Source organism: Rhizobium sp. GN54, assembly GCF_021026345.1.
Classification (GTDB): Bacteria; Pseudomonadota; Alphaproteobacteria; order Rhizobiales; family Rhizobiaceae; genus Mycoplana.
Window position 1 is genome coordinate 33,265 of sequence record NZ_JAJNCZ010000008.1, and the last position, 12,949, is coordinate 46,213.

The 12,949-nt window shown below is 65.4% G+C and carries 11 protein-coding genes; 5 read left to right on the top strand and 6 right to left on the bottom strand.

Going from position 1 to position 12,949, the window contains the following annotated elements; all coding sequences use genetic code 11:
* Positions 1-57: 57 nt before the first annotated feature.
* A complete protein-coding gene (gene araD / locus LQK81_RS19370; RefSeq protein ID WP_230808027.1) occupies positions 58-1,797 on the top strand; it encodes an L-arabinonate dehydratase in 1,740 nt (579 codons plus the stop codon).
* A 53-nt stretch (positions 1,798-1,850) separates the two neighbouring features.
* Here araD and LQK81_RS19375 read toward each other — a convergent pair whose 3' ends face one another.
* The 4 genes from LQK81_RS19375 to LQK81_RS19390 are packed head-to-tail and all read right to left on the bottom strand — an operon-like array spanning position 1,851 to position 5,973.
* Positions 1,851-2,750, bottom strand: a complete 900-nt coding sequence (locus tag LQK81_RS19375) for an alpha/beta fold hydrolase (protein WP_230808028.1) — start codon at positions 2,748-2,750, stop codon at positions 1,851-1,853.
* Between the two features lie 32 nt (positions 2,751-2,782).
* A complete protein-coding gene (locus LQK81_RS19380; RefSeq protein ID WP_230808029.1) occupies positions 2,783-3,607 on the bottom strand; it encodes a transglutaminase family protein in 825 nt (274 codons plus the stop codon).
* 24 nt (positions 3,608-3,631) lie between these two features.
* Positions 3,632-4,573 carry an alpha-E domain-containing protein gene (locus LQK81_RS19385; protein WP_230808030.1) on the bottom strand — a complete coding sequence of 314 codons (942 nt, stop codon included), beginning with the start codon at positions 4,571-4,573 and terminating at the stop codon, positions 3,632-3,634.
* 5 nt (positions 4,574-4,578) lie between these two features.
* Complete coding sequence (locus tag LQK81_RS19390) at positions 4,579-5,973, bottom strand: circularly permuted type 2 ATP-grasp protein (RefSeq protein ID WP_230808216.1); 1,395 nt, start codon at positions 5,971-5,973, stop codon at positions 4,579-4,581.
* 350 nt (positions 5,974-6,323) lie between these two features.
* On the opposite strand from LQK81_RS19390, the gene LQK81_RS19395 reads away from it, so the two are divergent.
* Together LQK81_RS19395 and LQK81_RS19400 are read left to right on the top strand one after the other, a co-directional pair.
* The gene (locus tag LQK81_RS19395; protein ID WP_230808031.1) at positions 6,324-7,214 is read left to right on the top strand and encodes a DMT family transporter; all 891 of its coding nucleotides are present in this window, start codon (positions 6,324-6,326) and stop codon (positions 7,212-7,214) included.
* Positions 7,215-7,359: 145 nt separating this feature from the next.
* Positions 7,360-7,998, top strand: coding sequence for a LysE family translocator (locus LQK81_RS19400; RefSeq protein WP_230808032.1), 639 nt, complete (start codon positions 7,360-7,362; stop codon positions 7,996-7,998).
* 76 nt (positions 7,999-8,074) lie between these two features.
* On the opposite strand, the gene LQK81_RS19405 is transcribed toward LQK81_RS19400, so the two are convergent.
* Positions 8,075-9,589 carry a DEAD/DEAH box helicase gene (locus LQK81_RS19405; RefSeq protein WP_230808033.1) on the bottom strand — a complete coding sequence of 505 codons (1,515 nt, stop codon included), beginning with the start codon at positions 9,587-9,589 and terminating at the stop codon, positions 8,075-8,077.
* A 423-nt stretch (positions 9,590-10,012) separates the two neighbouring features.
* Between LQK81_RS19405 and LQK81_RS19410 the strand changes: the two genes are divergently transcribed.
* Both LQK81_RS19410 and LQK81_RS19415 read left to right on the top strand, forming a co-directional pair.
* Entirely contained in the window at positions 10,013-10,459 is a 447-nt protein-coding gene (locus LQK81_RS19410; protein ID WP_230808034.1) for a host attachment protein, read from the top strand.
* 233 nt (positions 10,460-10,692) lie between these two features.
* Positions 10,693-11,205 (top strand): c-type cytochrome, encoded by a 513-nt coding sequence (locus tag LQK81_RS19415; RefSeq protein WP_230808035.1) that lies wholly within the window; start codon positions 10,693-10,695, stop codon positions 11,203-11,205.
* A 28-nt stretch (positions 11,206-11,233) separates the two neighbouring features.
* Here the strand turns inward: LQK81_RS19415 and LQK81_RS19420 are convergent, their stop codons facing one another.
* On the bottom strand, positions 11,234-12,826 hold the full coding sequence (locus tag LQK81_RS19420; protein ID WP_230808036.1) for a trimethylamine methyltransferase family protein: 1,593 nt from the start codon (positions 12,824-12,826) through the stop codon (positions 11,234-11,236).
* Between the last annotated feature and the right edge of the window lie 123 nt (positions 12,827-12,949).

The following is a 12,949-nucleotide window of genomic DNA, read 5'->3' on the forward strand; positions in this document are numbered from 1 at the left end:
GCCTGACACATTGCCCCGGCACTGGCGCCGGGGCGGCTCTCTCAAGGACTACGACAGATGAAGAAGAAAGCGGAATGGCCGCGCAGGCTGAGGTCACAGGAGTGGTACGGCGGCACGAGCCGCGACGTGATCTATCACCGCGGCTGGATGAAGAACCAGGGATATCCGCACGACCTGTTCGACGGGCGCCCGGTGATCGGCATCCTCAATACCTGGTCGGATCTGACGCCCTGCAACGGCCATCTGCGCGAACTCGCCGAGAAGGTGAAGGCGGGCGTGTGGGAGGCCGGCGGCTTCCCGGTCGAGGTGCCGGTGTTCTCGGCTTCCGAAAACACCTTCCGCCCGACGGCGATGATGTACCGCAACCTCGCAGCCCTCGCGGTCGAGGAAGCGATCCGCGGCCAGCCGATGGACGGCTGCGTGCTGATGGTCGGCTGCGACAAGACCACGCCGTCGCTCCTGATGGGTGCCGCCTCCGTCGACCTGCCCTCGATCGTCGTCACCGGCGGGCCGATGCTGAACGGCTATTTCCGCGGTGAGCGCGTCGGTTCGGGCACGCATCTGTGGAAGTTCTCCGAGATGGTGAAGGCCGGCGAGATGACCCAGGCCGAGTTCCTCGAGGCCGAGGCCTCGATGAGCCGCTCGACGGGCACCTGCAACACGATGGGCACCGCCTCCACCATGGCCTCCATGGCCGAGGCGCTCGGCATGGCGCTGTCCGGCAACGCCGCGATCCCGGCGGTCGATTCCCGCCGCAAGGTGATGGCGCAGATGACCGGCCGGCGGATCGTCCAGATGGTCAAGGACGACCTCAAGCCCTCCGACGTCCTGACGAAGCAGGCCTTCGAGAACGCCATCCGCACCAATGCGGCGATCGGCGGCTCGACCAATGCCGTGATCCACCTTCTCGCGATTGCCGGCCGCGTCGGCATCGACCTGACGCTGGACGACTGGGACCGCTGCGGCCGCGACGTGCCGACCATCGTCAACCTGATGCCGTCCGGCAAGTACCTGATGGAAGAGTTCTTCTACGCCGGCGGCCTGCCGGTGGTGCTAAAGCGGCTGGGCGAGGCCGGCCTCCTGCACAAGGACGCGCTGACGGTGTCCGGCGAAGTCATGTGGGACGAGGTCAAGGACGTCGTCAACTGGAACGAGGACGTGATCCTGCCGGCCGAAAAGGCGCTGACGCAGTCGGGCGGCATCGTCGTCGTACGCGGCAATCTCGCGCCGAAGGGCGCGGTGCTGAAGCCGTCGGCCGCCTCGCCGCATCTCCTGACGCATCGCGGCCGAGCCGTCGTGTTCGAGGACATCGACGACTACAAGGCCAAGATCAACGACGACGCTCTCGACATCGACGAGACCTGCGTCATGGTCATGAAGAACTGCGGGCCGAAGGGCTATCCCGGCATGGCCGAGGTCGGCAACATGGGGCTTCCGCCAAAGGTGCTCAAGAAGGGCATCACCGACATGGTGCGCATCTCCGATGCCCGCATGTCCGGCACCGCCTACGGCACCGTCGTGCTGCACACCTCGCCGGAAGCCGCCGTCGGCGGGCCGCTCGCGGTGGTGAAGAACGGCGACATGATCGAGCTGGACGTGCCGAACCGGCGCCTGCATCTCGACATTTCCGACGAAGAACTGGCGCGGCGGCTTTCCGAATGGAAGCCGAACCACGAACTGCCGACGTCCGGCTACGCCTGGCTGCACCAGCAGCACGTCCAGGGCGCCGACACCGGCGCCGACCTCGACTTCCTCAAGGGATGTCGCGGAAGCGCGGTCGGCAAGGACAGCCATTGACGTGCCACAGGTGGACTGAATTCGAGGCGGGGTGGGTAGTCCCGCCTCGACTCTCAGGAATGCCATGGTTTCTGTGATAGATTGAGAATAGCTTCCGCGAAGGCCTTGGGCGCCTCCTGAGGTAGATTGTGACCGGTTCCCGGCACAATGCGGCGCTCATATGCCGCTTTGAAATGACTTTCATCATGGTCGATCGATGCGGGAGGATCGACGCCATCATCTTCCCCCTGGAGAACGATCGTCGGGACGACAATATCCGGCTGTTCCGCCAGGCGAGCTTCAATTTCCGCATATGCAGGATCGCCGGGGATACTGCCGAAGCGATGCTGGTAAGAATGGATCACAATGTCCACGAAGTCGGGATTGTCAAAGGCCTCGGCAGTGCGATCAAAGGTCGGGCTATCGAACGACCACGTCGGCGACCAGATCTTCCAGATGAATTCACAGATGCCACGGCGGTTCTGAATGAGCGCCGTCCGTCCACGCGCTGAGTGAAAGTAATATTGATACCAGTATCGGGCCTCTTCTTCGGGCGGGACGGGATTCCCGGCCCGGGCAATGTTCTGGATATTGTAGCCTGTGCCGCAACTCACCAGTCCACGCACCTTGTCCGGCCATAGAGCGGAGACAATGCACGCGGCCCGCCCGCCCCAATCATATCCGCCAAGGGTGGCGGCTTCGATGGAAAGGGCGCTCATCAGTTCCAACAAGTCCGCCCCCAAGGCTGCCTGCTCACCGGAGCGCGGCGACCAATCGGTGAGAAAACGTGTGGCCCCGAAGCCCCGTAGGAATGGGACGATACAGCGATGGCCATGAGCGGCCAGTATCTCCGATACCTCATCATAGGCGTGCACATCGTATGGGAAGCCATGTAGCAATACCACCGGCTGCCCGTGAGCAGGGCCTACATCGTTGTAGGCAATCTCCAAAGCTCCGGCGGGCACGGCCTTCATTCCACTTCCCTCCTGCGGCAGAATTCCCTCTCTCAGCTCTGGCTCTGCGACTGGCCCTGTCCCGCCGCCTCGACCCTGATCGCGACGCTCATCGTCTCGGCCGCCCGTCCGAGGACGAGGCCCGAGACCGGGGCGGCGTCGCCGTAGCAGAGGCCCGTCGCCAGCCGCACGTAGCGGTCGTCGGGGCAGATGTCGTTGGCGGCATCGAAGCCGATCCATCCGAGGCCCTGGATGTGGACGTCGGCCCAGGCGTGGCTGGCGGTCTGGTCCGTCTGGCCGTCCATCAGCAGGTAGCCGGAGACGTAGCGGGCCGGCAGGCCGAGCACGCGGGCGGCTGCGATCATCACATGGGCGTGGTCCTGGCAGACGCCGGAGCCCTTCTCCAGCGCGCGCTCGGCGGTGGTGTCGGCTGCGGTCTCGCCGGCCTTGTAATCGATCGCTTTGTGGATCAGCCCCATCATCGCATGCATGCGGGCGAGTTCGTTTTCGCCGTCGGTGGCGCGGGCGAGTTCGCGCACCAGCCGGCCGGGCTTGGTCAGCGCCGTCTCGCGCAGGTAGAGCCAGAGCGGAACGAAGCCCTGATGGGCACCGAAGACGCCGGCGCGGTCTTCCGTGTCGACCTCGCCTTCGGCGACGATGCGGATCGTCGTCTGGTCCGCATTCGTGCTGACGAGATCGACGTGATTGCCGAAATGGTCGGCGTAGCCCACCTCCACATGCGCGCCGTGCACGGTCGTCCGCCAGTCGCGGACGGTCTGCCCGGGCTGGGTTCTCGGGGTCAGCCGCAGGCGTTGCAGCGAGTACTGTACCGGCTCGTCATAGGTATAGACGGAGGTGTGGTTGATCTTCAGCCGCATCTTCAAGTCCCCTGCTGCGCAACGCTACTGATAGAAGCGGTAGCCGTCGGCGATCTCCTGCCCAAGCCTGTTGTTCTGGACTATGAATTCCTCGATGAACTCGTGCAGCCCCTGGTCCATGACGTCTTCCATCGTCCGGTTCTGCAAAAGCGTCAGCGTCGTCGACGCGGTCTCGTGGGCGGCGTGGGTCTCGCCGTAGGTCTGGCCGAGGACGCAGAGGTTGCTGACGATCTTCTCGTAGCTGAAGGCGAGCGAACGCGGCATGCGCGCGTTCAGGATGAGGAAATGGGCGATGTTGGACGGCGTGTACTCGCCGTCGTAGACCCAGCCGTAGGAGCGATGGGCGGAGACCGATCGCAGGATCGATTCCCACTGCATGTTGTCCAGCGACGAGCCGACCTGCGAGATCGCCGGAAGCAACACGTAGTACTTCACGTCGAGGATGCGCGCGGTGTTGTCGGCGCGCTCGATGAAGGTGCCGATGCGGGCGAAGTTGTAGATGTCGTCGCGCAGCATCGTGCCGTGGAAGGCGCCGCGGATCAGGCCGGCCCGCCGCTTGATCGTCTCGATGATCTCCGGCAGGTCGGTGGAGCGCGCCTTGCGGGCGAGCACGTGCCTGAGCTCGATCCAGCATTCGTTGACCGCTTCCCAGGTCTCCCGCGTCAGCGCGGTGCGCACCATGCGGGCATTGTTGCGGGCGGCCTCGATGCAGGACATCACGCTGGAGGCATTGTTCTTGTCGCGCAGCAGGTAGTCGACCGCATCCATGCTCGAAAGTGCGGCATGGGTCTTGTCGTAGTCCTCGCGCACGCCGGCGCTCTGCAGAACGCCGTCCCAGTCGTCGTCGCGGCTGTCGCTGCGGGTGAGCGACATGCGCAGGCCGGCATCGATCAGGCGGGCGGTGTTTTCCGCCCGCTCGATGTAGCGGAACATCCAGTAAAGTCCGTTTGCGGTTCTGCCCAGCATGGCGCTCAGTCCTCCAGAACCCAGGTGTCCTTGGTGCCGCCGCCCTGGCTCGAATTGACCACGAGCGATCCGGCCTTGAGCGCCACGCGCGTCAGGCCGCCGGGAATGATCTGCACCTTGTCGGACACGAGCACGTAGGGGCGAAGGTCGACGTGGCGTGGCGCCACGCCCTTGTTGACCAGGATGGGGACGGTGGAGAGCGACAGCGTCGGCTGGGCGATGTAGCTGCCCGGCTTGCTCTTCAGCTTGTCGGCGAACAGCGCGCGCTCGCGCTTCGTCGCCGTCGGCCCGACCAGCATGCCGTAGCCGCCGGACCCGTGCACCTCCTTCACCACCAGTTCTTCCAGGTGTTCGAGCACGTATTGCAGGCTGTCGGGCTCCGAACAGCGCCAGGTCGGCACGTTTTCCAGGATCGCCTTGCGGCCGGTGTAGAACTCGACGATCTCCGGCATGTAGGAATAGATCGCCTTGTCGTCGCAGATGCCGGTGCCGGGCGCGTTGGCGATAGTGATGTTGCCGGCGCGGTAGACGTCCATGATGCCGGGAATGCCCAGCGCGGATTCGGGGCGGAAGGTGAGGGGATCGAGGAAGTCGTCGTCGACGCGGCGGTAGAGCACGTCGATCGCCTCGTAGCCGCGGGTGGTGCGCATCTTCACCTTGCCGTCGATGACGCGCAGGTCGGAACCTTCCACCAGTTCCACGCCCATCTGGTCCGCCAGGAAGGCATGCTCGTAATAGGCGGAGTTGTAGATGCCGGGCGTGAGGACCGCGACGCGCGGCCGGCCGCTGCAGCCGGGCGGCGCCAGCGAGGCGAGGCTCTGGCGCAGGAGGTTCGGGTAGTTCTGGACCGGGCGGACCTTGTTCTGGTGGAACAGTTCCGGAAACATCTGCATCATGGTTTCGCGGTTTTCCAGCATGTAGCTGACGCCGGACGGCGTGCGGGCATTGTCCTCCAGCACGTAGAACTGGTCTTCGCCGGTGCGCACGATGTCGGTGCCGACGATATGGGTATAGACGCCGCCCGGCGGCTTGAAGCCGATCATCTGCGGCAGGAAGGCCTCGTTCTTCTCGATCAGCTGGCGCGGCAGGCGACCGGCGCGGATGATCTCCTGCTTGTGGTAGATGTCGTCAAGGAAGGCGTTGAGCGCGATCACCCGCTGCTCGATGCCCTGGGCCAGCTTGCGCCACTCGCGGCCGGAAATGATGCGGGGGATGAGATCGAAGGGGATGAGCTTTTCGGAGCTATCCGCGTGGCCGTAGACGGCGAAGGTGATGCCGGTCTTGCGGAAGATGTTCTCGGCGTCCCGGGACTTGGCGATCAGGCGGGCCCGATCCTGACTGGAATACCATTCGTGGTAGTCTTTGTATGGACGGCGCGGGCTCATGTCCGCATTCATCATTTCGTCAAATGCCAACGGCGTGTTCCCCAATTTTCTCGCCATTTGAGTACAACGTCATGTGCAATGCAAGAACCGTGCACAATCGGCATGCAAAAATCTGGCGGGCGCAAACAAACGGCAATTGCATGCTTTCGGTTCCGCGGGGGTCGCCTGCCGTTACGCTGCCTTCCGGCACTGACGCCTCCGTTGCCGGCGGCGATGGCCTGAATTGCCCAATAAAAATGCAAATGCCGCCGGCGCAACGCGGCTGAACCTAACGATCAAGAATATTGCTTTGACCATCAGGCGGCGTCGCCCTATCGCTGGCGCCTTCGATCCCGCAAGGCAGCCCGCAGCCCCATGATACGCGAATGACCCTCGACCGCATTGCTCCGGCCCTCTTCGTGCTGCTCTGGTCCTCCGGCTGGGTGGCGGCAAAATACGGCGGCATCTATTCCGATCCGCTGACCTTCCTCGTCGTGCGCTATGTCACCGCCGCACTCCTCTTCGCCGCGGTCTGCTGGCTGGCCGGCGTGCGGTGGCCGAGGGGACGGTCGACGGTCATGCACGCGGTGATCTCGGGCGCCTTCCTGCACGGCTTCTATCTGGGGACGGTCTGGTGGGCGATCGCGCACGGCGTGCCGGCCGCGCTTTCGGGCATCATCGCCGCGTTGCAGCCGCTGATGACGGCGCTGGCGGCGCCTTATTTCATCGGCGAGAGGCTGTCGCCGCTGCAGAAGGGCGGCATCTTCCTCGGCTTTGCCGGCGTCGCAATCGCCGTCCTGCCGAAGCTTCTCGGCACAGGGCATTCGGAGATCCCGGTGTTCCCGGTGGTCATGAACGTGATCGGCATGGTCTCGGTGACCTACGGCACGATCTACCAGAAGCAGCACCTGCAGACCGGCGACCTCAGAGCGATCGCGACGCTGCAATATGTCGGTGCGGCTGCCGTCACGCTGCCTTTCGCGCTGGCGCTGGAGCCGTTCCGGGTGGAGCTGTCCTTCGGCTTCGTGGCGCTCCTGCTCTGGTCGGTGGTCGGCATCTCGATGGGGGCGATCCTGCTGCTGCTCTATCTTCTGCGTCGTGGCCAGGTGTCGCGCGCCGCCTCGCTGATCTACCTGGTGCCGCCGCTCGCCGCCGTCCAGGCCGCCATCATCTTCGGTGAAGAGCTGACGCTGCCGATGATCCTCGGCACCCTCGTCGTCGTCGCCGGCGTCTATCTCGCCAACCGCAGGGACAGGCAGGTGGTATCGGCGGAATAGGACGGCGGGCGGGTCAGCGGGCCGCCACCGGCAATTGCATTCGCGGCAAAATTCCCTACCCTGCGGCGGCCGGATGCCGCATCCGGGCGATCGCCGGTGTCCGGACGGCGGCGGGGGTGGAGCCTATCCGGACGGGGGAGCCGACATGGTTGGAACGACCGTATTTGCGTTTGCACTCGTTGCCTTCATCGGGATCACGACGCCGGGACCAACGGTGCTGCTGGCGCTTTCGAACGGATCGCGCTTCGGGGTGCGACGCGCCTGCCTCGGCATGGTCGGTGCGGTGCTGTCGGACTTCGTGCTGATCGGTGCGGTCGCGCTCGGCCTCGGGGCGCTGCTTGCCGCGTCCGAATTCTGGTTTTCGGTCGTCAAGTGGCTCGGCGCCGGCTATCTCGCCTTCCTCGGTGTCATGCTCCTTCGTTCGAAGGGCACGCTCGACGCCGCGCTGCAGCCGGTGGACAGCACAACAGACACCGGGACATCCCGGTCGATCTTCCTCAAGAGCTTCCTCGTCGCGGTGACGAACCCGAAGGGCTATCTGTTCTTCTCGGCCTTCCTGCCGCAGTTCATCGATCCGGCGGCGGCGCAGGCCCAGCAATACCTGGTGCTTGCGATCGTCTTTGCCGGCATCGATTTCATCGTCATGTTCGGCTACGCGCTCTTGGGTGCGCAGGCGGTCCGGATGCTGCGCCGGTCGGGCGCCGTCTGGCTCGACCGGATCTGCGGCGGCGCGCTGCTGGCGCTTGCCGGATCGCTGGCCCTCTATCGGCGCGCAGGGGCGTAGAGGCAGGGCCTCGCCAAATGAAAACGGCGGGCCAAAGCCCGCCGCTATTCCGTTCACTTCACAGCGTGTGCCGCACTCAGGCCTGTTCGCGGCGCTTGCCGTTCTGGCGGCGCGACTGGCCGTTGCGGTTGCCGCTGTTCTGGCCGGGGCGGCCGCCGGCATGGTTGCGGTTGCGGCCGTCGGCGTGCTTCTGGTCGGGGCGGCCCGGCGCGTGCCGGTTCTGTCCCGTGCCGTCGTGGCCGGCAGCGTCCGGACGGCGATCCTGCCGCTTCTGCGGACGGTCGGAGAAGCCGCGGTCGACGATCTGGCCATCACCGCGTTCGCCGGCCTGTGCGCGATGCTCGCTGCGCTGCTGGCCGCCGCGGGCACCCTGGCCCTGCGGACGGGCGGGACGACCCTGACCGCCACGCTGGCCGCCGCGACCCTTGCGCGACTTGCCGCCGGGACCGGGAAGGTCGACGGGCGGTTCGCCGCTGGCAACGGCGATCGAAATGCCCATCAGCTTCTCGATGTCGCGCAGCAGGCGGATGTCGTCCGGTGCGCAGAAGGCGATCGCGATGCCGTCGCGGCCGTTGCGGGCGGTGCGGCCGATGCGGTGGACATAGGCGTCGGGGACTTCCGGCAGGTCGTAGTTGTAGACGTGGGTGACGCCGGGGATGTCGATGCCGCGGGCGGCGACGTCGGTGGCCACGAGCACGCGGATCTCGCCGTCACGGAAGGCCTTCAGCGCGCGCTCGCGCTGGCCCTGGCTCTTGTTGCCGTGGATCGAGGCGGCCTTGAAGCCGACGTGGTCGAGATGCTTCATCAGCTTCTCGGCGCCGTGCTTGGTGCGCGAGAAGATCAGCGACAGGCCGTCCGGATTGTCCGTCAGCGTCTGGCGGAGGATCTGCGTCTTGTGGTCCTTGCCGGGGACGAAGTGGACATACTGCTCGACCTTGTCGGCAGCCTTGCCCGGAGGGGTCACCTCGACCTTCTGCGGGTTGGTCAGGTATTCGCCGGCAAGTTCGGCGATCAGCTTCGGCATGGTCGCGGAGAAGAGCAGCGTCTGGCGGTTCTTCGGCACGAGCTTTGCGATCTTGCGCAGGTCGTGGATGAAGCCGAGGTCGAGCATCTGGTCGGCCTCGTCGAGGACGAGGTAGCGGCCCTGCGTCAGCGTCACCGCCTTGCGGGAGACGAGGTCGAGCAGGCGGCCGGGGGTGGCGACGAGGATGTCGGTGCCGCGCTCCAGCATCTGCTGCTGCTTGTTGATGGAGGCGCCGCCGACGACGGTGACGACACGCAGCGGCGTCTTCTTGACGAAGTCGCGCAGGTTGTCGGCGATCTGGTTGACGAGTTCGCGGGTCGGGGCGAGCACGAGGGCACGGATGTTCCTCGGGTCGGGGCGGCGGCCTTCGGCGAGCAGCCGCTCGATCATCGGCAGGCCGAAGGCGGCGGTCTTGCCGGTGCCGGTCTGGGCGAGGCCGATCAGGTCGTTGCCGGCAAGCACCAGCGGGATCGCCTTCTCCTGGATCGGGGTCGGCTTGTCGAAGCCAAGCGCTTCCAGCGCAGACAGAACGTTCTTCGACAGACCGAGGTCATGAAAAGTGGTCAAAGCAATAGCCTTTCGGGGCGCCAAACGCATCGCCCGGAGCGGCTCCATTGCCGATCCGGTACCGTCTGGCGTCAAGAACCCCGCGTGAATTGGGAACTTGTGGGTTGATAGAGGCGTCTGGCGCAGTTTCCCGCCGGGTGGCGGCACAATTTCTCTTGCGCTCTTCCTTCTTCCGCAGTCCAATCAGGGACTGTGCAGGGCTCGCTCACGCGGCGGCCGGAAGGATTACACAAGCCCCATGTCGTGCTTTTCAACCTGAAAGTCAAGCGCGAGTTTTCGCAGGTGCAACATGGCTGCCGTTCCGGACGCGCAAGGAACCTCGACCCAAGGCTCGCGTTGCCCTCATAGGGTGCACCCGCCGGAGGCATCCCGAGGCCGCAGCATCAGGTGCTGCCGCCGGCAACCGCCAAAGGAGTGAAAAGCATGACGACCACTTGGATCCTCGCCGCCGACGGAAACCAGGCCCGCCTGTTGAAGGGCGTGAATTTCCTCAAGGAAGACAGGCGCAGCCCCGAACAGGAGGTCTTCAAGAGCGAACCGAAGAAGGTACAGGACATCATGACGGACAGGCCGGGGCGCAGCTATTCCTCACACGGGCCGGGGCGTTCGGCGATGGAGTACACCACCGATCCCGTGCGCGACGAACAGCAGCGCTTCACCGCGGAAGTGGCCCAGAAGCTGGAGGGCTATGCCGATGCCGGCGCCTTCGACCGGCTGATCGTCTGCGCCGCGCCGCAGACGCTCGGCGACCTGCGCTCGATGCTCGGCGCCAGGTGCCGCGAAAAGACCACGGCGGAGATCGACAAGGACTTCACCAACCTGCCGACGGACAAGCTCGTCTCGTCAGTGCGCTCGATCATGTTCGACTAGAGTCTGCCAGCTTCATAGTGAAGCAGTCAGACTCCCGCTTTCCTTGATATCGTTTGTCTTTTCGGGAAAACCGGTTTCCACTTTTCCCTGACAAACTCAAGGACAGCTTCAGGGCGGGGCGGCGCGTGCCGTTCCGCCCGCTGCTCTGACCGGCGGCCCTACCTCCATTGCACGAATTGCCGGCCCCCGGAGGCGATTGCTATAGTTCGCGCTTTCTCGGAGAGCATCATCCCATGCGACCGCAAAGCGCCTTCGCCGCGACCGTGCTGTTGTGCTGTCCCGCGGTCTTCGCCGCCGGGATCGCCCGTGCGGAGACACCGGTAGAGCGCGGACAGTATCTGGCCCAGTTCGGCGGCTGCAACGACTGTCACACGCCCGGATATTTCTTCGGCAAGACGACGCCCGAGACCTATCTCTCCGGCTCCGATGTCGGCTTCCAGATGCCGCAGGGCACCTTTGTCGGCCCGAACCTGACGCCGGACAAGACCGGGCTTGCCGACTGGAGCGAGGCGCAGATCGTCACGGCCCTGCAGACGGGCGTGCGGCCGGACGGGCGGGTGCTGGCGCCGATCATGCCCTGGCACGCCTTCGCCAAGCTGACGAAGGAGGATGCGGCGGCGATCGCCGCCTTCCTCAAGTCGCTGAAGCCGGTCGAAAACAAGGTGCCGGGTTCGCTGGGGCCGGGTGAAAAGCCGACCTTCCCGGTGCTGACGATCATCTTTCCGGAAGGCACGTCGCCCAAGTGAAGGGCGAACGACCGCGAGGCGGCGCGGCTCAGAAGTCGGTCGGCACGCCGCCTTCCTCCTTGCGCCTTGCCACGAAGGCGTCGAGTTCCTCTTCGACCGCGGGATCGATCGCGGGACGCTCGTAGGTGTTCAGCTTCTCCTTGAACACGCGGTTGGCGTGGTCATAGGTGGTCGGTCGTCCGGCCTCCGACCAGGTCTCGAAATTGCGCCAGTCCGACAGGATCGGGGCGTAGAAGGCGGTCTCGTAGCGGGCGAGCGTATGCGGCGTGCCGAAGAAATGCCCGCCCGGCCCGACGTCGCGCACCGCATCGAGGCCCAGCGCATCGGGGCTGGTGTCGAGAGGCGCCAAGAACTCCGCCACCATCTGCAGCATGTCGACGTCGAGGATGAACTTCTCGAACGACGCGGTGAGCCCGCCCTCGCTCCAGCCGGCGGAATGCATGATGAAATTGCCGCCGCCCTGCGTCAGTGCCCAGAGCGAAAACGCCGATTCGTAGGCGGCCTGCGCGTCGAAGGTGTTGGAGGCGCTGGTGTTGGAGGTGCGATAGGGAATGCCATAGCGGCGCGCCAGCTGGCCACCCGCGATCACCGCCTTCATGTATTCGGGGGTGCCGAAGGCGGGCGCGCCCGATTTCATGTCTACGTTGGAGGTGAAGCCGCCATACATCACCGGCGCGCCCTTGCGCACCATCTGGGTGAAGGCGATGCCGGCGAGCGCTTCGGCGTTCTGCTGGGTCAGGGCGCCTGCGACCGTGACCGGCGCCATGGCGCCGGCGAGCGTGAACGGGGTGACGACCACGACCTGGTTGTGCGACGACATCTCGATGATGCCCTGCAGCATCGGGCCGTCGAGCCTGAGCGGCGAGGAGGTGTTGATGATGGTGAAGAGCGAGGGTTCGCGCTCCATCTGCTCCGTGGAGATGCCGCGGCCGATGCGGGCGATCTCGATGCCGTCGAGGTTGCGCTGGCGGCCGAGAGAATAGACGTGGAACACCTTGTCGGTGAGCTTCACCAGGTCCGACAGGCAGTCGAGATGGCGGACCGAGGCATGCAGATCGACAGGCTCGACGGGATAGCCGCCGGTGGTGTGGATCACGTCGTAGGACTGGGCGAGCTTGACGAGCTTGCGGAAGTCCTCGTGATTGCCGGTGCGCCGGCCGCCTTCACGGTCGGCGACGAAGGGGGCGGATGCGACCTGCGCGAAGACGAGGTTGTCGCCGCCGATCTCGACGTTGCGCACCGGATTGCGGGCGTGCATCGTGAAGCCGGACGGCGCCTGCGCCACCATGTCCATGATCAGCCCGCGGTCGAAGCGGACGCGGTCGGTGCCGGGGGTGACGTCGGCGCCCGCCGCCTTCATCCGCTCGCGCGCCTCGGGCAGGATGATGTCCATGCCGATCTCTTCGAGGATCGTCAGCGAGGCCTGGTGGATGGCCTCCACGGCGTCGTCCGAGAGCACGCTCGACGAGGCCATCGTGTTTCTGAGTTTGAGATATCGCGATCCCGTCGGCGCCGTCCTCTGCCGCTCGGCCCCGCGCCCCCCGGAGCGCCGGCGACGCTCGACCGGCCCCTCTGCGGCCTGAAGTTCGTGGTGCAAGTCCAGGTTCACGACTTCGCCCATGTTCCGCCCCGATTGCCGTTCAATTCTCAGGCGATTCTGCCATAGAATCACGCCTGAGGACTGGCGATTTGCGACATGCTGCGCCTTGCGGAGAGGTGCGCGAATTTCCGCAATTTGCGGCTG